Annotated in this window: 20 protein-coding genes; 15 read left to right on the top strand and 5 right to left on the bottom strand. The window is 60.7% G+C overall.

All coding sequences use genetic code 11. The annotated features are described in order from the left end of the window. Positions 1 to 33: 33 nt before the first annotated feature. The 10 genes from PYR65_RS03885 (at position 34) to PYR65_RS03840 (ending at position 10,970) form a co-directional block, all read left to right on the top strand. Entirely contained in the window at positions 34 to 1,008 is a 975-nt protein-coding gene (locus PYR65_RS03885) for an AAA family ATPase (protein WP_276119970.1), read from the top strand. Between the two features lie 9 nt (positions 1,009 to 1,017). Continuing rightward, positions 1,018 to 1,968: a DUF58 domain-containing protein gene (locus tag PYR65_RS03880; RefSeq protein WP_276119969.1), complete on the top strand. Its 951-nt coding sequence runs from the start codon at positions 1,018 to 1,020 to the stop codon at positions 1,966 to 1,968. After that, a complete protein-coding gene (locus tag PYR65_RS03875) occupies positions 1,968 to 2,480 on the top strand; it encodes a DUF4381 domain-containing protein (RefSeq protein ID WP_276119968.1) in 513 nt (170 codons plus the stop codon). Before PYR65_RS03880 ends, PYR65_RS03875 begins: the two co-directional genes overlap by 1 nt. Further along, positions 2,467 to 3,456, top strand: a complete 990-nt coding sequence (locus PYR65_RS03870) for a vWA domain-containing protein (RefSeq protein WP_276119967.1) — start codon at positions 2,467 to 2,469, stop codon at positions 3,454 to 3,456. Before PYR65_RS03875 ends, PYR65_RS03870 begins: the two co-directional genes overlap by 14 nt. After that, positions 3,453 to 5,009, top strand: a complete 1,557-nt coding sequence (locus tag PYR65_RS03865) for a VWA domain-containing protein (RefSeq protein ID WP_276119966.1) — start codon at positions 3,453 to 3,455, stop codon at positions 5,007 to 5,009. The genes PYR65_RS03870 and PYR65_RS03865 overlap by 4 nt, the downstream gene beginning before the upstream one ends. Before the next feature lie 80 nt (positions 5,010 to 5,089). After that, entirely contained in the window at positions 5,090 to 6,334 is a 1,245-nt protein-coding gene (locus tag PYR65_RS03860; protein WP_276119965.1) for a BatD family protein, read from the top strand. A 144-nt stretch (positions 6,335 to 6,478) separates the two neighbouring features. Continuing rightward, complete coding sequence (locus tag PYR65_RS03855; RefSeq protein WP_276119964.1) at positions 6,479 to 7,438, top strand: formylglycine-generating enzyme family protein; 960 nt, start codon at positions 6,479 to 6,481, stop codon at positions 7,436 to 7,438. Positions 7,439 to 7,449: 11 nt separating this feature from the next. After that, on the top strand, positions 7,450 to 8,424 hold the full coding sequence (locus tag PYR65_RS03850) for an HAD family hydrolase (protein WP_276119963.1): 975 nt from the start codon (positions 7,450 to 7,452) through the stop codon (positions 8,422 to 8,424). Positions 8,425 to 8,479: 55 nt separating this feature from the next. Next, positions 8,480 to 9,889 (top strand): DUF1254 domain-containing protein, encoded by a 1,410-nt coding sequence (locus PYR65_RS03845; RefSeq protein ID WP_407951273.1) that lies wholly within the window; start codon positions 8,480 to 8,482, stop codon positions 9,887 to 9,889. 91 nt (positions 9,890 to 9,980) lie between these two features. Further along, positions 9,981 to 10,970, top strand: a complete 990-nt coding sequence (locus PYR65_RS03840) for a DUF1254 domain-containing protein (protein ID WP_276120955.1) — start codon at positions 9,981 to 9,983, stop codon at positions 10,968 to 10,970. A gap of 45 nt (positions 10,971 to 11,015) precedes the next feature. On the opposite strand, the gene PYR65_RS03835 is transcribed toward PYR65_RS03840, so the two are convergent. From PYR65_RS03835 to PYR65_RS03820, 4 genes are all read right to left on the bottom strand, one after another. Continuing rightward, positions 11,016 to 11,996, bottom strand: coding sequence for a SphA family protein (locus PYR65_RS03835; protein ID WP_407951305.1), 981 nt, complete (start codon positions 11,994 to 11,996; stop codon positions 11,016 to 11,018). A gap of 30 nt (positions 11,997 to 12,026) precedes the next feature. Beyond that, positions 12,027 to 14,561, bottom strand: coding sequence for an SH3 domain-containing protein (locus PYR65_RS03830; protein WP_276119961.1), 2,535 nt, complete (start codon positions 14,559 to 14,561; stop codon positions 12,027 to 12,029). 104 nt (positions 14,562 to 14,665) lie between these two features. After that, positions 14,666 to 16,462 carry a tetratricopeptide repeat protein gene (locus tag PYR65_RS03825; RefSeq protein ID WP_276119960.1) on the bottom strand — a complete coding sequence of 599 codons (1,797 nt, stop codon included), beginning with the start codon at positions 16,460 to 16,462 and terminating at the stop codon, positions 14,666 to 14,668. A gap of 264 nt (positions 16,463 to 16,726) precedes the next feature. Continuing rightward, entirely contained in the window at positions 16,727 to 17,020 is a 294-nt protein-coding gene (locus tag PYR65_RS03820) for a hypothetical protein (protein ID WP_276119959.1), read from the bottom strand. A 203-nt stretch (positions 17,021 to 17,223) separates the two neighbouring features. On the opposite strand from PYR65_RS03820, the gene PYR65_RS03815 reads away from it, so the two are divergent. After that, positions 17,224 to 18,018: a hypothetical protein gene (locus PYR65_RS03815; RefSeq protein WP_276119958.1), complete on the top strand. Its 795-nt coding sequence runs from the start codon at positions 17,224 to 17,226 to the stop codon at positions 18,016 to 18,018. 519 nt (positions 18,019 to 18,537) lie between these two features. Here PYR65_RS03815 and PYR65_RS03810 read toward each other — a convergent pair. After that, positions 18,538 to 19,344: a phosphate/phosphite/phosphonate ABC transporter substrate-binding protein gene (locus PYR65_RS03810; protein ID WP_276119957.1), complete on the bottom strand. Its 807-nt coding sequence runs from the start codon at positions 19,342 to 19,344 to the stop codon at positions 18,538 to 18,540. An 86-nt stretch (positions 19,345 to 19,430) separates the two neighbouring features. Between PYR65_RS03810 and PYR65_RS03805 the strand changes: the two genes are divergently transcribed. The 4 genes from PYR65_RS03805 (at position 19,431) to PYR65_RS03790 (ending at position 23,751) form a co-directional block, all read left to right on the top strand. Continuing rightward, the gene (locus tag PYR65_RS03805; protein ID WP_276119956.1) at positions 19,431 to 21,041 is read left to right on the top strand and encodes an FAD-binding protein; all 1,611 of its coding nucleotides are present in this window, start codon (positions 19,431 to 19,433) and stop codon (positions 21,039 to 21,041) included. Next, entirely contained in the window at positions 21,041 to 21,361 is a 321-nt protein-coding gene (locus PYR65_RS03800; protein ID WP_276119955.1) for a 4Fe-4S dicluster domain-containing protein, read from the top strand. Before PYR65_RS03805 ends, PYR65_RS03800 begins: the two co-directional genes overlap by 1 nt. Positions 21,362 to 21,494: 133 nt before the next feature. After that, positions 21,495 to 22,538: an amino acid ABC transporter substrate-binding protein gene (locus tag PYR65_RS03795; RefSeq protein ID WP_276119954.1), complete on the top strand. Its 1,044-nt coding sequence runs from the start codon at positions 21,495 to 21,497 to the stop codon at positions 22,536 to 22,538. Positions 22,539 to 22,599: 61 nt separating this feature from the next. Beyond that, positions 22,600 to 23,751 carry an amino acid ABC transporter permease gene (locus PYR65_RS03790; RefSeq protein WP_276119953.1) on the top strand — a complete coding sequence of 384 codons (1,152 nt, stop codon included), beginning with the start codon at positions 22,600 to 22,602 and terminating at the stop codon, positions 23,749 to 23,751. Positions 23,752 to 23,794 lie beyond the last annotated feature (43 nt).

Raw genomic sequence — 23,794 nt, 5'->3', positions numbered from 1 at the left:
GTCCCGCCAACCTGTTTCTCATAGGGTCCTTGCATGACCGCTCGTGACGACATCCTGGCCCTTGGCCAGCGCATCGGCCAATCCATCATCGGTCAGGAAGAAATGGTCGAGCGCCTGCTGCTCGGTCTCCTGGCCAACGGTCATCTCCTGGTCGAAGGCCTGCCGGGCCTGGCAAAGACGCGCGCCATCAAGAGCCTTGCCAAGAACCTCAATTCTGAACTCTCCCGGGTCCAGTTCACACCGGACCTTTTACCCGCCGATATCACCGGATCGGAAATCTATTATAGCGAGGGCGGCCAGGGTGCGTTCAAGTTCCAGCAGGGACCGATCTTCGCCAACCTGATCCTTGCCGACGAGATCAACCGGGCACCAGCCAAGGTGCAGTCGGCGTTGCTCGAAGCCATGGAGGAACGCCAGGTCACTGTCGGCGGCAAGAGCTATCCGCTGCCCGCACTGTTCATGGTCATGGCGACGCAGAACCCGATCGAGCAGGAAGGCACCTATCCCTTGCCGGAAGCCCAACTCGACCGCTTCCTGATGCATATCGAGGTCGGCTATCCCGACGAGGCGTCGGAGGCTGCCATCATGCGGCTGGTACGCGGCGAGGAAAATGCCGCAGAGCATGCAAAATCGGAGGCATCGGAGCGGCTCGATCCGAAGGCCGTATTCGACGCACGCAAGGAGATCGGCGCTGTGACCGTTTCCGATCCAATCGAGACATACATCGTCGCCCTTGTCTTTGCCACGCGTTATCCGGAGCGCTACGACAAGGACCTGGCCACGCTGCTTGAGGTCGGCGTCAGCCCGCGCGGTGTCATCGGTCTCGACAAGGTGTCGCGCGCCTACGCCTGGCTGAAAGGCCGAGACTATGTCACCCCTGATGACGTGAAAGCCGTCGTCCATGATGTCTTCCGCCACCGGCTCATCCTGTCCTATGAGGCGCATGCGTCAAACACCACGCCGGACACGGTCATTGACCGCATCGTTGAACTGGTCGCGGTATCGTGAGGAGATGAGATGGCGGCGGCATCCACCCACGAAGGCGTCCATATTTCCACAGACGCGCTAGTGGCGCTCGAAAAGCGGGCGCGCGACCTTAGCTTCGTGCAGAAATCCCGCAGCCATCAGCAACTCGCAGGACGAATGCAGTCCTCCATGCGCGGCCGGGGACTGACCTTTGAGGAATTGCGCGACTATTTGCCCGGCGATGATATCCGCTCCATCGACTGGCGCGTGACGGCGCGCACCAACAAGCCGGTGGTGCGCGTCTATAGCGAAGAAAAGGAACGGCCGGCTCTCATCGTCGTCGATCAGCGGATCAACATGTTCTTCGGCAGCAAGCGTCAGATGAAATCGGTGACGGCAGCGCAGGCGGCGATGCTGTGCGCCTGGCGCATCCTCGGTTCCGGCGATCGCGTCGGCGGTTTCGTGTTCAACGACAGCGACATCGGCGAGGTGCGGCCGCATCGCAGCCGCGAGGCGGTGATCACGCTTGCGGGCAAGATCGCAGTGCAGAACGGACAGCTGAATGCAGGATTTTCGGGGCAGCCCTCGCCCTCCGCGCTGGACGTCAGCCTTCAACGCGTGGCCGGCATCGCGCATCATGATCACCTGATCATTGTCATCAGCGACTTTGATGGCCATAGCGCCACGACGCGCGATATCCTGCTGAAGCTGTCGGGCCGCAACGATGTCATCTGCATTCTCGTCTACGATCCCTTCCTCCTTGATCTCCCGGCGTCCGGCGGCATCGTCGTCAGCGGTGGTGGCCTGCAGGCGGAACTGCCACTGCGCCGTGCCGATGTCCGCCAGGGGATCAGCACCTTCGCGCGAGACCGGGGCCGCGCGCTGCGGGACTGGCAGCGCGAGCTGGGCCTGCCGATGCTGCCGGTGTCAGCGGCGGAAGATACCGCACCACAACTCAGGCGGCTTCTTGAGCAGGCCGCCTGGCGGCAGCGGAGGCGCTGATGGAACCGGACAAGGCGGCACCGCTCGATCCCCTCACAAAAGTTGCGCTTGAATCGCTGAAGGACATTGCGGTGCCGCAACCGGTCTCGTGGATGCCGCAGACCTGGGGCTGGGCATTGGCGGCCATTCTTCTGGCTTTGGCGGTCACGATCATGCTCATCCGCTGGGTCCGGCATTATCGCGCCAACGCTTACCGCCGCGAAGCGCTTTTGCTTCTGGATGGCCTGGAGAAGGATCTGAACGGCACGGCGACGCGGGATCAGGCCTTGCGCGCGCTTGCCGCGATCCTCAAACGCGTTGCCATCGCCGGCTGGAGCCGGGCCGAGGTCGCGGGCTTGTCGGGCGCTGCCTGGGTCGCGTTTCTCAATGAGCATGGAGAGGGCGGCCACGCCCTTAACGCGCTGCTGGACGACGGCGAATACCAGAAAGACAGCAACGCCGGCACCTTGGCCTCAAGCGACATCCTTGCGGCGGCCCGGACATGGATCAGGCGCCACCATGTATCAGCTTGATCTGCCATGGCTACTTCTCGCCATGCCCCTGCCTTTGCTTGTCTGGCTGTTGTTTCCCGCGCATCGCGAAACATCCGCATCCGTCAGGCTGCCGTTTTTCTCGCAGGTCGCAAAAGCCGCCGGCATCAACCCGACGCAGGGCTCCGTCATTGCGCATCGCAGCTGGGTTCAGCTTGCCTGCGAAACGCTGGCCTGGTGCCTGATCGTGCTTGCACTAACCCGCCCGCAATTCGTCGAACCCCCGGTCGAAAAGATCGAGCCGCAAAGAGACCTGCTGCTGGCGCTCGATCTCTCACAGTCCATGGATAGCAGGGATTTCCCCTCTGCGGATGGCAGCTTGGAGGCGCGTGTCGATGCCGTGCGCAAGGTGGTGGCGGATTTCGTCGCCAGGCGTGGCGGCGACCGTATCGGGCTGATCGCTTTCGGCGACGCACCCTATCCGCTGGTGCCGTTCACCATGGACCATAAGACCGTCCAGGCAGTGATCGCAGGTACGCTGCCTGGAATGGCAGGCCCGCGCACAGCGCTTGGAGACGCCATCGGTCTTGCCATCAAGATGTTTGAGACGACCACCGTGCCGGAAAAAGTGCTGATCGTCCTCACCGACGGCAATGATACCGCCAGCAGAATGCCACCCGCCAAGGCGGCGCAGATCGCCAAACAGAAGAATGTCGTCATCCATACGGTCGGCATCGGTGATCCGAAAGCCACCGGCGAGGACAAGCTCGATACAGCCACCCTCCAGAAGATCGCCGCTGACACGGGTGGGCGTTATTTTTTCGGGGGAGACCAGACCCAGCTTTCCGCGATCTATGACACGCTCGACACGATCACGCCGCAGGACCAGAAGAACCTGTCCTGGCGGCCGCGCATTGACCTGTTCCATTGGCCGCTCACTGCTGCGATTTCAGTGCTTGCGCTATTCTACCTGATCAGCGGACTGACCGGCCTGTTTGGACGGAGGGCGTCCGCATGATCGAGGCCTTTCATTTCCTCAGACCCTGGTGGCTGCTGGCGCTTGCTTTGCCAGCCATTATCATCTGGGCGGCCGGACGCTCAAGCGATGTGCGCAGCCAGTGGAAAGGCTTGATCGAACCGCATCTTCTCGACAGCCTGGTGGTCGAGGGGGCTCAACGCTCCCGCATCCGCCCCTCATGGCTGCTGGCCGCAGCGCTCGCCCTGGCAAGCCTGGCCGCAGCCGGCCCGGCCTGGCAACGCGAGACACCCCCCTTCGTGGAAGATACCGCGCCGCTTGTCATTGCCGTCGATCTTTCGCCGACAATGGATGCGATCGATGTCACGCCTTCCCGGCTGGAGCGGGCAAAGCTGAAGATCAACGACATCGTTGCGGGCCGGGCCGGCGCACGCTCCGCCGTTGTTGCCTATGCCGGATCAGCCCATCTGGTGCTGCCGCTCACCGAAGACGGCTCCCTGATCGAGACCTATACCGACGCGCTGGCGACACGCATCATGCCCGTCGATGGCAAGAACACCGCGAGGGCGCTTGAACGCGCCGAAGCAGCCTTGACGGGCGAGGACGCGGCCGGAACCATTCTGTTCCTGACCGATGGCGTGGAACAGCAAGCCTTCGATGCTTTCAAACGCAAATCGAAACACGCCATTGCCGTCCTCGGGATCGGCACGCAGACGGGCGGCCCGGTGAAGACGCCGGACGGCGGCTTTTTGACCGATGCGACGGGTGGCCGGATGTTTTCCAGGCTCGATGTCGAAGGTTTGAAGAATCTGCACGCGCTGACGGGGGTCGATGTCGCGACCATGACGGACGACGATACCGATATTCGATGGGTGTCGCAAAAAATCCGGACGAACTTTGCGCAGATGCGGGCAGCCGAAGGTGATCGCTGGCGCGACCTCGGCTGGTGGCTTGTCATTCCCTTGGCGATCCTCTTTGCCTTTTCGTTTCGCAAAGGGTGGGTCGTGCGTGTGGGCACCGCTCTGCTCATCGCCCGTTTCCTTATGCCCGGCGAGGTCCAAGCCACGGACTTAACCGGCATGTGGCTGACGCCGGACCAAAAAGGACGGCTCGCCTACGAGAAGGGCGACTTCGAGGCCGCATCGTCGCATTTTGCCGATCCGATGTGGAAGGGTACGGCACTCTACCGGGCAGGCAAGTTTGCCGAAGCGCTCGATTCCTTCGCCGCCGTGGATAGCGCGGACAGCTGGTACGATCAGGGAAACGCCTTGCTCCACATCGGCAAGCTCGACGAGGCGGCCGCCGCGTATAAAAAGGCGCTCGAGAAACGCAGGGATTGGCCGGACGCTACCTTCAATCTCGCTGTCGCGCAAAAACTGATCCAGCAAAAGAAGGACGATGAAGAGGAACAGCAGGACGAACCGAACCTGCCGCCAGACAGTGTCCAGTTCGACGACAAGGGCAAGCAGGGCAAGGCGGGCAAGATGAATATTGCCGAGCAGACGTCGGAACTGTGGATGAAGAACATCATCGTCAGCCCGGCCGACCTGATGGCGCGCAAGTTCGCCATCGAAGCGCAGCAGGTCAAGCCATGATCAGGACCTGGATCGCGATTACCATCCTTCTTACTCTGGGATCAACCGCATCTGCAGCAGAACCATTCGCGCGAGCAAAAATGGAGAGCACGGGCCGGATCGTTCCCGGCCAGCAGGTGCTGATCGATGTCGATATCCTGGTGCCGGACTTTTTCACGTCGCCGCCCCAGTTTCCGCTGTTCGATGTGCCGGATGCCATCGTCACCTTGCCCGATGACCGCGCCCAAAACATGGTCGAAACCATCGACGGCGTTCAATATGCGGGCATACGGCGCACTTATGCCGTGATCCCGGAGACATCAGGCACCTTCACCCTGCCGCCTGTGGTGATCACGCTCGGCTATTCGCAGGACGGCAAGCCGGTCGCAGGGGAAACGGCGTTGCCTGCGGTGCGTTTCACAGTGGAGGCAGCGCCCGGCGGCACTGCGGCATCCCCTATATTTGCGGCGCGCGGCCTGACGATCGGGCAATCCTTCGACCGCGACCCCTCCAGTTTGAAAGCCGGAGACGCCATTGTCCGGACCATCACAATATTTGCCGAAAACACGCAGGCAATGATGATCCCCACCATACCATCAGCAGCCGCGCCGGGTTTGAAGCCGTACCCGGCGTCGCCGAAACTGGCCGATGGCGTTCAGGCCGAGGATCGAACCACGGGCAGCACACGGATTGAGACGATCACTTATGTCGCAGAGGCCGAAGGCACGTTTGAAATCCCGGCGGTTTTCTATCCCTGGTTTGACGTGGAGACGCAGTCAAGCCAGTTGTCCAATCTTCCAGCCACGGTGGTCAAGGTCAGCAAATCTGCACCGGCAGCAACTGGTCTTGCTCCACAGGTCGAGCAGACGGATGCGAAAACGGATCGGGATTGGGTGTCAAAGCCAGCTGTGCTCATCGCCGCAGCCCTTGTTGCCCTTGCCGTTGCGACATGGCTATCGGTGCAGGCCTATCCCTGGATGCGGCGGAAATGGGTGGCGCTCAGGCAAGCGAGACAAAATTCCTTGCACCAAAAACGGAAACAGCTCCTTGCCTCGGTGCGCCGCGACGACCTCATGACGATCTATAAAAGCCTCGACGACTGGGCGAAAACTGCAGGATACGGCTCGATCACACATTGGGCCGCCACCACAGGCGACCAGGACGCCGCACGGGAAACCGAGACGCTTCAGCGCACACTTTTCGGCTCCTTTCCGGATCACCCCAGCTTGAACCGCGCGGCTTTGGCAAACGCCATCCGCAAAGCCCCTAAAGCCGTTCCCTCATCACACGTCCACCGCCATGCCGGCGGCCTTCCGGAATTGAACGTCTCAAGCACCGCTATCTGATCCACCGCCGGACGCGGCGGGATTTACGCCACGTTTACGCCTTGTACGCGTCCTTGTTACCGTAACGTACTTCCGCCGCCCTTCTCTCTCGGCAATGCTTTAGAGCCTCGTACGAGGCTCTGGCATCAGGATGCGGAGACGGCGATGACACTGGCTTTTCCGACGGCAAAGCAGGCCGCAGACGAAGATCTGGTCTGGATACCCGGCCGCACCTTTATAATGGGCTCCGACAGCCACTATCCGGAGGAGGCACCCGCGCATCCGGTCAAGGTGGACGGCTTCTGGATCCAGGCCACGCCGGTGACCAACAGAAGCTTCAATGAATTCGTCAAGGCGACCGGCTATGTCACGCTTGCCGAGAAAGCGCCCGACCCGAAGGACTATCCCGGTGCGCTTGCGACGATGCTGAAAGCAGGTTCTCTCGTCTTCACGCCGCCGAAAACCCTCAATGGCCCTGATATCAGCCAGTGGTGGAATTTCAAATTCGGCGCCAATTGGCGCAGGCCCTATGGCGGCTTGAGCGACCTGCGCGGCAAGCTCGACCATCCCGTCGTCCACATCGCCCATTGCGACGCCCGTGCCTATGCCGAATGGGCGGGGCTCGATCTTCCCACCGAGGCCGAATGGGAGCTGGCCGCGCGCGGTGACGGCGATGACACCGAGTTTGCCTGGGGTGACGAGCTGACGCCCGGTGGCATTGCCATGGCCAACACATGGGCGGGCACTTTCCCGACCCATAGCACGAAGCCTGCAGGCAAGGATCGCACCTCGCCGGTCCGCACGTTCCCGCCCAACGGCTATGGCGTGTACGACATGATCGGCAATGTCTGGGAATGGACATCCGACTACTGGTCGACGCGGCATCCGGAGCCTGCGGCAAAGTCCTGCTGCATTCCGCAAAACCCGCGCGGCGCTGCCATCGAGGCAAGCTACGATCCGCGCCAGCCGGATATCCGCATTCCGCGCCGCGTTCTCAAGGGCGGGTCGCATCTCTGCGCCCCAAATTACTGCCGCCGCTATCGCCCCGCAGCCCGCCACGCCGAGCCGGAGGATACCTCCACCAGCCATGTGGGCTTCCGCTGCATCAAGAGACCCAGCCCCTGATTGGACCGATCATGAACCTCATCCTTCGCGCCCTGCTCATCGTGCTGCTCGCCCCACTGTCCGTTCTGGCCGACGGCCTGCCGTCCTGGAATGCGGGAAAATCCCGCCAGGCCATCGTCGATTTCGTGACGAAAGTGACGACCGAGGGTGGGGATGGCTTCGTCAAGCCCGAAGACCGCATCGCCGTCTTCGACAATGACGGCACGCTCTGGTCGGAGCAGCCCTTCTATTTCCAGCTCGGCTTCATGCTGGACCGGGTGAAGGCGCTGGCGCCACAGCATCCGGAATGGGCGGAGAAGGAGCCTTTCAAATCCATTCTGGCCGGCGACCTGAAGGGCCTCGCCAAGAGCGGCGAGAAAGGCATCGTCGAACTCGGCATGACGACCCATGCCGGAATGACGAGCGACGCGTTCACCAAGATCGTCACGGATTGGTACGCAACGGCCAGGCATCCGAAATTCCACAAGCCGTATAACGAGGTCACATTCCTGCCGATGCGCGAACTGCTCGATTATCTGCGCGCCAACGGCTTCAAGACCTATATCGTTTCCGGCGGCGGCGTCGAGTTCATGCGCCCGATCACGCAGGCCGCCTACGGTATTCCGCCCGAACAGGTGATCGGCAGCACCATCGTGACCGAATACGCGCTCGCCGGTGACGTGCCTGTTCTCAACAGGCTGCCAAAGATCGACTTCATCGACGATGGCCCAGGCAAACCCGCAGGCATCAACAAATTCATCGGCCGCCGCCCCATCTTCGTCGCCGGAAATTCGGATGGTGACTACGAAATGCTCCGCTGGGTCACAGGCGGCCCGCAAAAGGGCTTCGGCATGATCATCCATCACACGGATGGCGACCGGGAATTCGCCTACGACCGCCGGTCTGCCTTCGGCAAGCTCGACAACGCCATGGATGAAGCTGAGGCCCGCAACTGGCTGCTGGTCGATATGAAAGCGGACTGGAAGAAAATCTATGCGTTCGAATGAACGTTAGGCATCCGCAAAGTTGGGCCAGGAGACCGCCACAACTTTCAAACGGGAGATGACAGTGAAAAAGTCTGTTTTGATGATGGCGGCTCTGGCGCTCATGCCCTCGGCAGGCTGGGCTTTCACACCGCAGGAACTCAGCGAGCGGACCATCGAACGCCGCGCGGTCGAGGCCGTCATCTGGGGTATCCCGGCCGTCAACTACGACCTGATGCTGCAGGAGGCTCTGACCAAGACCAAAGCGAAAGTCAATGAAATCGTCTACTGGTCAAAACCGCTCGACTGGCACAATCAGACCCTGACGCCCAACCCGGATGCGATCTATGTGATGGCGTTTACGGACACGAGGAAGGGTCCTGTCGTCATTGAAGTCCCGCCGGCGGATGATAGTGGTTCGATCAACGGCAATATCGTCAATGTCTGGCAAATGGCGCTCGAGGATGCGGGGCCCTCCGGCGCAGACCAGGGCAAAGGCGGCAAATATCTCGTCCTGCCGCCGGATTATTCCGGAACGATACCAGACGGTTATATCCCGCTGCAGTCGGATACCTTCGGCGGTTATGCCCTCCTGCGGTCAAATCTTGCCAGCCATAGCGATGCGGATGTCGCCAAATCGGTTCGATATGCCAAGCGCTTGAAGGTTTACCCGCTGTCTGAGGCTGAGAAACCGCCGGAGACAGTGTTCACGGATGCGGAAGGCGTCATCTTCGATTCCACCATCCGGTACGATGCCAGCTTCTACGCGTCTCTTGACCGGATCATCCAGACCGAGCCTTGGCTCACCCGCGACCGCGTGATGATCGGCCAGCTCAAATTGCTTGGCATTGAAAAGGGAAAGACCTTTTCTCCGGCACCGGCCGTGACCAGGTTGCTTGAGGCGGGTGCCAAGGAAGGCCACGCATGGCTGGAGGAAAAATACGACACCGGCCTGATCCCGTTCTATGAGAACAGCAAGTGGAACTATGCTGCAAACCCGGAGCTGGTCAAAAGCGCGCAGGCGGCCTATGGCGGGCCGGATGCCTATCCGGTCGATTTGAGGGGCGTGGCGTATAGCTATGCTTTCGTCGGCCTGAAGCGGTTGGGCACAGGCCAATTCTACCTGATTTCCATCAAGGACAAGGACGGCCACGACTTTGACGGTTCAAAGACCTACCGGCTGACGGTCCCCGCCAACGTCCCTGTCCGGCAATACTGGTCGCTCACCGCCTATGACCGCCAAACGCATGCGCTTATCCGCAATGTGGATCGGGCCAGCCGCTCGTCCCAGATCGCCGAATTGCAAAAGAACCCGGACGGAACCGTCGATATATTCGTCGGGCCGAAGGCGCCAGACGGCAAGGACAGCAACTGGATACCGACGGACCCGAAGCGAACATTCGAGGTCATGTTCCGGCTTTATGCTCCGACAAAAGCCCTGTTGGACAAGACATGGGTGCTTCCGGACATCGTCCATGTCCACAAATGATCAGGCCCGGCACTTGGAAACCGATAGCTCCCAGGAGACCATGATGATGAAGTGCGCCTTGAAGATTTTGGCACCGGGCGTCGCCGCGCTCATGACGCTCTCCAGCCTGCCGTCAATGGCGGCGGATGCCGTACCCGTGACTGTCGAGAATTTTATCCGGGCGGAGTCCGACCAGTATTTCAGTGCAATCGCCCTGCAGGATGACGGCTTTGGAAAATTCTTTCATAACCGCGAACTTTCCCCGGTCGACAGCCAAAAGGTCATCCGTCAAAACCGCGATACGCTTTATTCCGCTGCGGTCTTTGACCTGGATGCCGGACCGGTCACCATCACTCTGCCGGATGCCGGCAAGCGGTTCATGTCCCTGCAGCTGATCACGGAAGATCATTACACGCTTCCGGCTCTTTATGCGCCGGTCAATCACACGATCACGAAAGAGGAGATCGGCACGCGCTATGTCGTGACGGCTGTCCGGACGCTGGTTGATCCCACCAATCCGGAGGATCTGAAAGCGGCGCACATGTTGCAGGATGCGATGAAGGCCGAGCAGCCCGGTGGTCCCGGCACGTTCGACATTCCCAAATGGGACAAGCAAGCTCAAAAGACAATCCGCGAGGCACTTCTCGTGCTTGCGGCGACGATCAAGGACACGTCCAAGGCATTTGGAACGAAGGACCAGGTCGATCCCGTTCAAAGGCTGATCGGTTCGGCATCCGCCTGGGGTGCCAATCCCCCGAAGGACGCGACCTACCTCAATTTCGCGCCAACCAAAAACGACGGCAAAACGGTTTATACCTTGAACGTGAAGGATGTGCCGGTGGACGGCTTCTGGTCCGTGAGCGTCTACAACAAGGACGGCTTTTACGAGAAGAATGCGCTGGGCGCATACACGATCAACAACATCACGGCAAAAAGCAATGCGGACGGCGGCAACACGATCCAGTTCGGCGCCTGTGGCAGCAAAACCGTCAACTGCCTGCCGACGGTTTCCGGCTGGAACTACATGGTGCGGCTTTATAGGCCGCGCCCAGAGATACTCGACGGTACGTGGAAATTCCCCGAGGCTGTTGCTGTTCCGTGATCGCGGCGTGAAAAGCTTCCACACCCCTGCATCCGTTTCGCTGGCTTACCGGGAACTTGCGGGCTGGGTAATCGCCAGGGGCATCGAGATGGTCAAGATCACCGAATCGCCCTCGGCGCGGTTGTCGGCGGCAAATTCGTGGAAATATTTGATGCGGGTGGAGACGGGCAATTCGCCGATTTTCAGGTTCCAGCCGATGGTCGCGCCGATGGCTGCCACCTCGCCCTTAAACGGCCGCGCGGCACCCTCGCCACTGTCGCCGGTGACCTGCTTGTAGTAGTAACCGACAAGGCCTGCATCGAACTGCTCGTTGAAATGCTGGACTGCAGCCCATTCGAAATGGAACTCGTTGCCGGTCCGGTAATCGGTGGCCGGATTTTCGGCGTTGAAGGTCATGCCGATGACGCCGGAGAGATCGAGCCCGATATTCGGGTCAAGCCAGGTCGCGGCTGCAAATACGTCTGCACCCCAATGATGGAACGCGATATTGGAGATTTCGCCGTCCTGATAATCGCCGATCGGGACGTTCGCCAGCGTGCCGATCTGATAGTGGAAATTGCCGGCCTCCCAGCCGACAAAGCCGCTGACAATGGGGTCTCCGACGGTAAAGACGGCGTCCGTGGTCGATCCCGATATCACGCCGCCAAGCGGCCGGTTGAGTGTGAGGTCGGCGGATGTCTCCTTCCAGCCGACCGGGAGCGAGGCTGACAATCCCAAACGCCCGCCCATCACGTCTTCCGGCAGGACCCAGATGACCGTCGGAATTTCGATGGCTGCCTTACCATCGACCCCGACAGCGATTTTGCCGCCCGTCGGAAGCTGGGTGCCGCCGCCGAGTTCGCCTGAGTAGAGATAGAGATCATTCTGGAAGAACACGCCGGGTGGCGGCATGATCGCGGCTGCAGGTCCTTTCGAGCCAAGCAGATAGAACCCTGCCCCGCCCTCCGCTGCCTGCACAGGCAATGCCAGGCACGAAACCGCACCGGCGAGCGCCAACCCTGCGATCGTTCTGTTGCCTGTTCCCATCGTCATTACCCCCGTTGCTTGTTTCGCCATCTACCGGCGCCGGAATCGCGCGCCGCCACCGCCATGGAAGCCTCCCGCCCGGATGCCGCTGAATTCATGCGCCCGGAAATTGCCGCCACCACCCCGGAACTGGCCGATATCCTGCCGCCCGAAATCATGCCGCATGTCCCGCTGGTTGCCGATCTGGCGGCCGGCCCTGTCGATGGCAAGATGGTCTGGCGCCCTTTCGCGAGCCTGACGCGCGCGCTGCCCCGGCTGGGCATCCGGCTGCCGGCCGGGCCTGATCTGTGCATCGTTGCGGATCTTCCCGGCTGCATCCGGATGCCTGTCTTGAAAATTCTGCCCGTGATCTTTCAGCGTTTCCGCATTCGGGCGGTTGACCGGCTTCCAGCCGTCATCCGTATGCTTTTGCCATTGGCCATCATCCTTGCGGTAGACGTTTCCATCCCGGCCCGCATAGACATCACCGCCCTTGCCTGCCGCGACGAAGCCGTGGTTTCCGTCCGAGGTGCGCCAGTTCATGCCTGCGGCATTGCCGGTCGCGCCGCCTGAGATGCGCGCAAAATCGGAGCCATGCTTCACGCCGGCCGTTCCCCACGAACCGTAGATATTCTGGCCGCCGCGTGCAAAACCCGCATTGCCGGTGCGCGGATTGTAGGCCGCCACGAAACCGCGTGCACCATTTGGCCCGGCCACCGCCCCGCCCCGGATATAGGTCCCCGTCCGCGGATTGTATGCCGATCCCCCGGCAATGCCCCGGTAGGGTCCATAGGCATATCCGTAGCGCCCGAAGGTACCATAGACGGGATTGTAGAAGGCTCCGACGCCATAGGTCAGCGGACGCGGATAATAGGGCCAGTAACCACCCCCGGCCCAGCCGAAATCCCAATAGGGCGGATAGGCCCAACCGGTTCCGTAAACGAACGTATCCCAGGCGAGATAGGCACCGAGATAGCCCATCGTGTAACCGAACCAGACCGCGTCAGGCTCCGTGTTATAGACCCGCACATAGGTGGCGTTGTAGACGGGCGAGGACGGCGGGATCTTGTAGATCTCCTCGGCAACCGCCTTTGCGACCGTCCACGGCCCGGACGGCGAGGTTCCGGTGAACCAGACGCCGTCCTTTAAAACGAAATAGGTCTCGCCGACCTTGATGACCTGCTCGTTGGAATTCACAGCATAGGCAAGTGCCGTGCCTTCGATCGGTTCGAACTTCGGATCGCCGCTATAGGTCACATCGACCTTTACCGAACCATCGGTCGCCACGCGCGCCATCTGCGGAATACTGGCCTTCAGCCGGGCCTCGGCACTTTCGGAGGTGCCCGGAACGGAAGCCCGCACTTGATAATAGGGCGCGTCGTCGGGAATGTTCTGGAAATCGGCAGGAAGGCTCGGCGTTGCGAATGTCCAGGGTCCATCCAGGCTGGCTGCGGAAAACCAGCGTCCGGACAAAAGCACGTACCAGGTCTTGCTGGCCTTATGGAAGAACGCATCACTCGTCGTGTTCGATGCCCATTCAAGGCCGGTGCCGGGAACGGCCTCGAGTGCCGGCTGGCCGTCAAACAGAACCATCTCCGCCGGCAAAGCAGAATAAATGACACGCGGCACCTTTCCGCCTTCGAACGGCGCAGCCGGCATCGCAGCCTTGGCATCCTTCCAGCTTTCGTCATCCGGCAATTGAGACAGGATCGCCGGAAGCTGGACTGCCGCCTCCCAGGTGCCGTCGAGTGTCTTTGATGTCAGCCAGCTCTTTTCGTCGCGCAGGACATAAGCGCCATCTGGATCGGCTGTCTTGAAGATGTCCCAGTTCGTGTTGACGACAAACTGCAATCCTTCGACGCCTTTCACCGGCGACAGAACCGCCTTGCCATCGGTCTGGACGAGAATGGCGGGATCGGTGCTGACAGCGATATGCGGCGGATCGGATTTGATGCCGTTGACATCGGCAAGACGCTGATAATCGGCAAGGCTCCCCGTCAGCCGCTCCTGCGACAGGGTGATCGGACCGGCCGGCATGATCTTGCCGACTTCGATGGCAAGGTCCGTCAGTTCCTTGCGGTCGAGCGTCGAAAAATCGACCTGTGTCGCGGTGACATCGGTGAGCACCACCTCGTCCGTGGCATCGTCAGCCACGGTTCTGCCGCTGACACCGATCACGCCATAGATCGGCTTTGCCTGCGCCGTTGCCTTGAATTCTGTGGCGATCAACGCATTCAGCGTCGTGAAGTCTGGCCAGCCGGTAATCTGCGGCTGGAAAAGCGTGAGCGTTGCGCCATTGCCGGTGGTGAAACTGCGCGGCCAGTTCGGCTTTTGCGGGTCGGCCTGTTCGACATATTTGCCGCTGACAAAGCCCTTGCGCCCATCCGATGTCACCGCGCACCAGGCGCCGCTTGCATCGCATTCGGACACATCGACTTTTGCACCCTCGGTGATCTTGCCGAGACTGGCATAACCGGTGCCCGGCCCGGATCTGAAATTGACGGATGTGGTGATCACACCCGGACCTGCCGCCGCCGATGTCGCAACCATGGATGCCGTCACGAGATATGAAGCCAGCCGTTTCATCGCATTGCTCCCGCCGCTTAGTCATGGCTGCGAGAGTGGCAGAGCGAGCCACCGTAACAAGTACGTTACGGTAACAGCGGCGCATTTACATGTAACAACCCGCCTTAGAAGGCGCTTGCGATATTTCGCGGCACGATGCGCGCACCGGCCTTTTCGAGACCTTGCGCAAAAGACGCCGCAAGTATTGGATCGTAGCGCCGCGCGGCCATGATTTCCAAATAGCGGCTTTCGAAGTCGGGAATGATCGACCGGAGATCGGCAAGGCTGTCGGCGGCCTGCGGCGATCCCATCTCGCCGAGCGACGCAGCTCTGAGCATTCCCGTCGTAAAGCCGCCATCGTTGATCTTTTCAGAGAGCGCCGATGCGGACGTCCAGTCGCCACGGCGATAGGCATCCATGGCAAGGACCAGCGATGCGTCGCGCGGAACGACATCGATGCCATGCGTGGCATCCTGCGCCAGCGCCACCGACGCATCCCAGCCACCGGACGTGAACAGCACCATCGCCAGTTTGGCGGCCGCCTCCGGATTGTTCGGATTGAGCTCCAATGCGCGGCGCCCCGCATTGACGGCCGCCTCGGTGCGGCCGCCGTAAAACTGCACCATCATCAGGGCAATCTGGGCCCGGTCGGAAAGCGGCGTCAGCGTCACGGCTTGCCTTGCCAATTCCACGGACCGTTCTGTCACCGCCTTGTCCGGCCGCCCGCCGGCCTGCGCTGTCGTTACCCGCGACAGCGCCGCGATGGCGTCCGTGTTTGCCGGGTCAACGGCGATCGTGCGGATCAGGCAGGCGGAGGATGCTGCCAGATCGTGGATACGCCCGGCATCGAGTTCGCGCTCGGCCCGCAGCACACAGGCGTTTCCAAGCGCGTCCTGCGGGCTCTCATTGGCTTCGATCGTGTTGATGATGCCCCGGCTCGTCGCAAACCGCCGCGACAGGATTTTCACCAGATCGTACCGCGCCAAGAGAGGGCTGTTGTCATCCCGCTGAATGCTTTCGGATCCTGACGCAAGCAGCTTGCCGCCACGGGCGCTGATGACCTGCCACCGGACATGCGGCGTCTTTTCGCCGGCATAATAATATTTCAGATCGATTGTGTAGGCGTTTTGCGGGAAGGAACGCATCGCAGTGTGAAAGACATGATCAGGCGCTGAACCGCTTGCCACGATCAATGTCTGAAACTGCGTGAGCGCTGTCAAAAGCATGTCGCGCGTCTGGCTCGCTTCACCTGCCATTCGCGCGTCATCGGCGGTGACCGTGACCAGCACCGTCGGCTTCAGCGTGATCGTGGCCGGGAGAAAAAGCTGCCATAAAGCGGCAACGGCAACGATCAGGCCGATGCCCACAGCAACGCTCCAACCATGCCGCCCGCCCTGCCGGGGAGCGCCGCTTGAAGCCGGGTGTGCCAAAGCGAGGTGTTCCGGGACGGACGGCTGTTCCACGGCATCGCCCGCCGGTGGAGATGTGTGGACTGAAACGTCGTCGCCTAAGCAGGGTGCTTCAATGTTTTCACGGTCATCCGCTCCAGCTGGCTGTTCCGCCATGGCTGTAAAAACCGTGACGTAATGACCTTTGGGAAGCGCGATGGAAACGTCCGTTTCATCCCCGAATGCCTCATAATATTGCGAAAGCGCCAGACGCAGTCTGCTCATCTCGATGCGCACGATCGGGTCTGTCGCCGGATCGAAATCCGAGGTCCGGCCGAGGACGTCGATGGCGACGGAATAGGCTTTCACGCTGTCATCATTGCCCTCGAAACGGCGCTGCGCCAGATAACGCAGGATGCTTCGCGTCCTGTCGGTGCCGCGAAAGCGTGGGTCGTCGCACAAACGGGCGAGTTCGGCCTTTGCCTTGACATGTGAGATTTCGCGCGATGATGCCGGCTGGTCTGCGGTGTTCATAGACGCCTCCGTCAACTCTACCCTGGGCAGAACAGACGAATTTATCGCGCCAATGGCAATAAGTTGCAACCCAGAATGCTAATAAAATGAAACTTCACGATAAAGATGACCTATTCCGGCACGCCGATACAAGGATTTCGGATGAGAGTTGCAGGAAAGCCGGTCTGCAGGTGTTCTGAAATACGCCTGTGAGGGCTGGAATGGCGTGACGGTAAAGCGCCATTCTTCGCAGGAAGCCGCCGATGTCAGATATCGGAGCGGGCCTCACTGATCGTGCGATGCCTTGAATTCCAGGCAACAGGCGATGACCTCGGTTTCGATCTCTAAACAAATCGTCTCGTATTCCCTGATCCTCGGGCAATTGACGTCGCCGGGCTCTGCACGCAAACGCTGAAGCGTGACGCAGGCGTCTTCATAGGCCTGGCAGAGTTCAACCAGCGAAGGCCGTTTGGCAATCAGAAGCTGCAGGCCGCCGCGTATGGCAGGCAGCTTGAGCATCAGCCGCCACAAGCCGCGCTGTCCGGCCCCTTGCGGGGATATATCGCTGAAATGCCCCATCGGCTTGCTGCCGCCCCTGACAGGTTGTCATGCCGAAAGTGTACTCCGGCTGCGGGTGCAGGTAAGTACGTTACGGTAACAGGCCGGATTGTTACGTGCTGCCCGTATGCATCCGCCTTGTTACAGACCCTGTTACCGTAACGTACTCCCGCTTGCTTGCGCTGCGTGCTTAGCTCCCATCCGGTGACAGAGGGAGACAAGCGATGAAGCTGGATCGGATCGTGTGGGCGGCGTTTGCAGGTCTCTGCATGGTCGCGGCCGCAGCCGCCCAGGAGCACGAGGACATCAACGCGGCAAACAACCCGCTGACACCGAAGATCACCATCAACTTCCACAATTTCTACATTCCGGAATTCATCGACGTGCCGCAGGACAAGCACGCCAACCAGTTCCTGCTGCGCGGCCTGATCCCGTCCGATGTCTTTGGCCTGCCGCAGTTGATCCGCTTCACCCTGCCCATCGCCACATCGCCGCAGGCATCCGGCGGGTATGTGACGGGTATTGGCGATCTCACCCTCATCGATCTGTTCATGCTTCCCAAGATCGGCGATGTCACGCTCGCGGCCGGTCCCGTCCTCGTCCTGCCCACGGCAACGGAGGATGAACTCGGCAGCGGCAAATGGCAGGCCGGTGCTGCGGGCGTGATCGTTGCACCGCAAAGCTGGGGCCTGTTCGGCGGGCTGGTGACCTACCAGGCATCCTTTGCCGGCAGCGATCTGCGTGACGGCGTAAACCTCTTGACGGTCCAGCCCATCGTCAACATCAACCTAGACCAGGGCTTCTATCTTCGATCTACAGCCACCTGGAACTTCAACATGGAAGCAGGCACCAGCTACATCCCGGTCGGCTTCGGCATCGGCAAAGTCTTCCAGCTCGAAAAAGGCATCACCATGAACGCCTTCATCGAACCGCAATACACAATCTGGCACGACGGCCCCGGCGCACCCCGCTGGCAGATTTTTGCAGGTTTGAACTTTCAGTTTCCGATTGGGAAGTGATCAGCGTCGGTGATAAGGCGGGCTGGGCCGAACTGGCCTCCAACAGAAACCGCAAAGAGACGACATCACGAGCCGCACCACATGGCTTTGCCGAAGCGGTGCCTAAAACGGAAAATTGGTTGCGTTATCAGCTCCAAACGGCAAATAGTAATCTATATATTTGATAGGTTATTGGATTTAATCCCTCCATCGCATTGACGGGCGCCTTCACCTTGGGTCAAGCGCTCACGGTCGGAGGGACATTTCATGACATTCACTGCCCGCCCGGTTTTACACAGCGGCGCCACTTTCACCGCCGTCAGCGTTCATCATCCTGCCGTTGCAGAGGCCGGTCGACCGAGGTCACCGAGCGTATCGACGGGGATCGTTCGAATCGTCCCGGCGAGCCGGTAAACCCGGTTGATCCCGAACTTGCCTCCGGCCAACCCAGTGCTTGACCCCACTCCCTTGCGGAAGCGCAGTCTGCCGTCCGGCAAACTGCCGGGCCTGAGTCAACCGCCGCCTTCAAGCAGCCATGCCTCACGCGATAACAGGATAGCCATGGCGCACGGCATATCGTTCAAACTCTGCCAGCACTTCGTAATCGGCATCGCCGAGAACACGGATGCCGCGAAGCGAAAGGGTATCGCAGACCTGAGAGAGCGCGGGGTCGGCGATGGTTTCCGCCAACGCGCGGCGCAGGATCATGAGATCGTTCGCCGGCGTGGCGGCAGAAGTGATGAAGGGCAGGCCCGGCCCTTTTGCGGTTTCCGCGAGAATGCGGACACCGGCGAGACGATCGGGATCAAAGCGCAGCGTATTGCCGAAGGTCACGCAGTCGATCGCCGCAACATCCGCTTCCCCGCTCGAAACCGCATCGATACTTCTCCCGTGGCCGCCGGTTTCCGTAACCGAGGAAAAGAAACGGCCCTCCACAGCATGCGGCGCGATGAAGGCCCGGAACAGGTTGTAGCCGGAATTGCTGCCGGGTTCGTTGATGGCCGCCCGCGCGCCTCTCAATTCGTCGATCGATTGCACCGGCGCGTTGGCATTGACGATGATGAAGCTGCATTTCAACGGCCCGTCGCAACCGGGCAGCCCATAGATGGGCGACGCCAGCAGCTGCACCTTGCCGCGCAGGTGCTGGACATAGGGATATCCGCAGGTCTGGCCAAACAGCAGGTCGGGCCGGAGCCAGGCCTCGTCGTAGCGGATATCGCCGTTCAACGCCTCCGGCGCCTCGAGCCCGAAAGCACGGATACGTCCGGCCAACGCCACCCAGAACAGCCGCGTCGCCTCGGCGACCGGAAAAGGACTGGCATACATGGCGAGACTGGCAAGCGGCATCGGCAAAGCTCCGGAACAACAATCCGAAAACCTATGCCGTGCACAGGTTTAAACCGCAACGAGATTTCATCGAAAGGATGCCTGCCATGAGCCAGCCATCTCAGGAAAGCAATGCCGCCTCAACACGGGCAACCGAGATGACCTGCGATGTGCTGGTGATCGGCGGCGGTCCCGCCGGGTGCTGGGCAGCGCTGGAAGCGGTAGGGGCGAACGCCAAGGTCATTCTCGTCGACAAAGGCTATTGCGGCAGCTCCGGCGCGACGGCTTCGGCCGGTACCCAGATCTGGTATGTGCCGCCCGACCCGGCCGGGCGCGAAAAGGCCATGGCGAGCCGCGAGGCAATGGGCGGCTACCTTTCCGAACGCGCGTGGATGATGCCCGTTCTCGACAAGACCTTTGAAAGCGTCAACCGGCTGGCGGACTGGGGCTATCCCTTCCCCGTCGATGAAAAGGGCGAGCAGCAACGCATTTCCGTGCAGGGCCCGGAATATATGCGGCTGTTGCGGCGCCGGGCGAAGAACGCCGGCGTCACCATTCTCGATCACCATCCCGCCCTGCACCTCCTCACCGATGGCGGCACCGTTACCGGGGCGCGCGGTCTGCGCCGGCAGGAGGGTGGACAATGGACCATCAAGGCCGGTGCGGTGGTGCTGGCGGCGGGCGGCTGCGCCTTCATGAGCAAGGCGCTCGGTTGCGATGTTTTGACCGGCGACGGCTACCTGATGGCTGCGGAAGCGGGGGCCGAGCTTTCCGGCATGGAATTCTCGTCGGCCTACGCCATTTCGCCCGCCTTCGCCTCCATCACCAAGACGGCGCTCTACCGTTTCGCGCAATTCTACCGCAGGGATCATAGCCTGATCGAAGGCGCCGGTTCCGCCCGTGGCCGCTCGGTCATTGCGCGCACGCTGTTGTCAGAGCCCGTCTATGCCCGGCTCGATCTCGCCGGGACGGACGAAGTGAAAGCGATCCTGCGGCGCGCCCAGCCGAATTTCTTCATACCGTTTGATCGCCGTAGCATCGATCCGTTCACCGAATTCTTCGAGGTGAAGCTGCGTCTTGAAGGCACTGTGCGCGGCACCGGCGGCTTGCGATTGACCGGGCTCGATTGCGCCACGACCGTTTCCGGCCTGTATGCGGCCGGCGATAGTGCGACGCGCGAACCGATCTGTGGTGGTTTCACCGGCGGCGGCAGCCACAACGCCGCCTGGGCAATGTCCACCGGCACCTTTGCCGGCGCTTCGGCAGCTGCCTTCGCACGGGACAAAACGGGGCCGTCGACAGTTGCGCAGGCTGTGCCGCGTTGTCCGGAAACCGCTGGAACCATCGATCCGCACGCCGTCGTCAAGGCGGTTCAGGACGAAGTCTTCCCGCTCGACGTCAACTATTTCCGCACCCATTCCGGCCTTTCCGCATCGCTGCAACGCCTTGACCGGCTCTGGGAAACAATCGCCGCTGCAACAGCAGCCGACGAGAGCCAGATGTTGCAGCTGCGGCAAGCACAGGCGATGACCGCCACCGCGCGCTTCATGTACCGGGCCGCGCTGTCCCGCACCGAAAGCCGCGGAATGCACCGGCGGGAGGACTTTCCCGAACAAGACGCCGCCCAGCATCACCGGCTGATCATCAGCGGTCTCGATAAACTCACCATCCGGAAAGAAACGATCGATCCCGGTGTCTACAGGGAGGCTGCGGAATAATGATCGAGGTTCTGGATACCGATGCCTGCACGGACTGCAATCTCTGCGTCCAGGTATGCCCGACCAATGTCTTTGAAGCGATGCCCGAAGGGCCGCCGCTCATTCTGCGGCAATCGTCCTGTCAGACCTGCTTCATGTGCGAAGCCTATTGCCCGGTAGACGCGCTCTATGTCGATCCGGATGCAGACGCCGTGCATGGACTGACTGTCGAAGGAGTGCACGAAAACAAGCTGTTCGGCAGCTATCGCAAAGCCATTGGCTGGCACAGGGAGACTCGCCACCGCCGTCACATCGACGATCACTTCCGTATTCCGCAATAGGCATAAATTTTAGGCGAACTGCTTACCGTTTTTGCAACAGGTAGAATAATATATCTATTCTATAGACTTTATATGATTTAGCCTTCAGATCGATCCCAGGGGATGCCGGGTCGATAATCTAAGAGGGAATTTTATGTTGAAACACAGTTTATGGAATGCGCGCACTGCAGGGGTTTTCGCGCTTGCGCTATCGGCAGCCTCGTTTTTGAGCACTGGCCTGGCCAATGCCGGCGAAACGCTGGACAAGATCAAGGAGCGCGGCCTGATCAAGGTTGGCGTCGGCACCACGCCGGGCTTCTTTTCGCCTGATGGCGACGGCAAATGGCAGGGCTTCTTCGTCGATTTCGGCCGTGCGCTCTCGATCACGGTTTTCAACACCCCTGACAAGGTCGAGTTCACCAACTCCTCGCCACAGCAGCGTCTGCCAGCCCTTCAGGCCGGCGAATACGATATTCTGTTGTCCGGCGTGACCCAGACCATCAACCGTGCGTTCAAACTCGGCTTCCATTTCGGTCCGGTGGTTTTCTATGATGGGCAGGGGCTGCTCGTCCGCAAGGATCTCGGCGTCACCAAGGGTGCCGATCTCGATGGGGCCACCATCGGCGTCCAGAGCGGCACCACCGGCGAACTGAACATCGCCGACTTTTTCCGCAAGTCTGGCAAGACCTTCACCCCGATCACCATCGAGGAAACGGCTGAATTCGTAAAGGCGCTCGACACCGGCCGCGTGGATGCGCTGACGCAGGACGCGACCGACCTTGCCGGCAAACGCACCCAGCTGAAAAATCCCGACGACTACGTGCTGCTCCCCGAGCGGCTGTCGAAAGAACCGCTCGCTCCGGCCGTGCGCGCAGGCGACGACCAGTGGCTGGAAATCGTCAACTGGACTGTCTACGCGACCATCCAGGCCGAGGAATTCGGCATTTCCAGCGCCAATGTCGATCAGTTCCTGGAGAGCAAGGACCCGGCGATCCAGCGTTTCCTCGGCACCGACCCGTCGCTGGGCGAAGCCATCGGGCTTGATCCCAAATTCGCCTATACCATCATCAAGACCGTCGGCAATTACGGCGAGATCTTCCAGCGTCACGTCGGCAAGGGCACGCCGCTCAACTTCGATCGTGGCCTGAATGCTTTGTGGACTAATGGCGGTCTGCTTTATTCGCCGCCGTTCCGCTGATCCGCACGTGGTTCACTCGAGCCATCGACAACAGCTGCAGCCGGGTCCTTCAAGGCCCGGCTTGTTTGCACGCGCCGTCAGCTGGATCGGCCCTTTCCCTTTTCGCCAGGCCGGACTGCTCCTCGGGGTCATCGCCATATTCTGGTTTCTTGGCAACAACACCCTCTCGACCATGGAACGTGCCGGCCTGACACCCGGATTTTCGTTTCTGAGCCAGCGCGCGAATTTCGAGATCGGCGAAAGCGTGATTGCCTATGCGGCAGGCGACAGCTATGGCCGTGCTATTCTGGCCGGTATCGCAAACACGGCCAAAGTCGCAGCGCTCGGCTGCCTGCTCGCGACCCTCCTCGGTGTTGCGCTTGGCGTCGCCAGGCTTTCGGGCAATCCCCTCCTGTCCCGTCTCGTTCAAGCTTATGTGGAAATTTTGCGCGGCACCCCGCTTCTGCTCCAGCTTTTTCTCTGGAGCAGTCTTTTCCAGCATTTCCCGGCGCCGAGAAACGCATCGTCTCTTTTCGAGAGCATATTCGTCAGCAACCGCGGTGTCTTCGTTCCATCCTTCGGTTTTGATGGCCTGCCCGCAACGCTCTGGATACCGGGCTTTGCGCTCGTGCTCCTCGGCGGATGGACGATCGCGCGAAAAATGTTTTTCGGCACGACCCAATACGGCCTGAAAATGACGGCATTGCTTCTGGCCCTCTTCGTGGCCTCAATTCTTGCTCTCAAACTTACAGGCTTCACGCCAACGACGGAAATACCCGCCAAGGGTGGGTTCAATATCAGGGGCGGCCTGTCGCTTTCTCCCGAATTTGCGGCTCTTCTCATCGGGCTCGTCGTCAACGCATCGGCGACCATCGCCGAAATCGTCCGTAGCGGCATTCAATCCGTGCGCGCCGGGCAATGGGAAGCCGCCCGCGCGCTTGGCATGAAGCCGGGGCAGATCATGCGGCTCATCGTCTTTCCGCAGGCCCTGCGCGTGATCATGCCGCTGATGACCTCCAGCTATCTCGACCTCACGAAAAACTCCAGCCTGGCAGTCGCCATCGGCTTTCCCGATATCGTCAGTGTCGCCAACACGACCGCCAACACAACGGGGCAGGTTCTGGAAGCCATCGCCCTGATCATGGCGGTTTACCTTGGTATCAATCTTGCGGTTTCCGCTTTCATGAATGTCTACAACAGAAAGATCGCCCTGAAAGGTGCTCTCGTCCGATGAGCCTTGCGGAAAGGGCGGACAGGACCCTCAGCCGAAAAGGGTT

The organism is Pararhizobium qamdonense (assembly GCF_029277445.1).
Classification (GTDB): domain Bacteria; phylum Pseudomonadota; class Alphaproteobacteria; order Rhizobiales; family Rhizobiaceae; genus Pararhizobium; species Pararhizobium qamdonense.
Note: the sequence above shows the minus strand (reverse complement) of the source record. Positions and strands in the feature narration are given on the sequence as shown.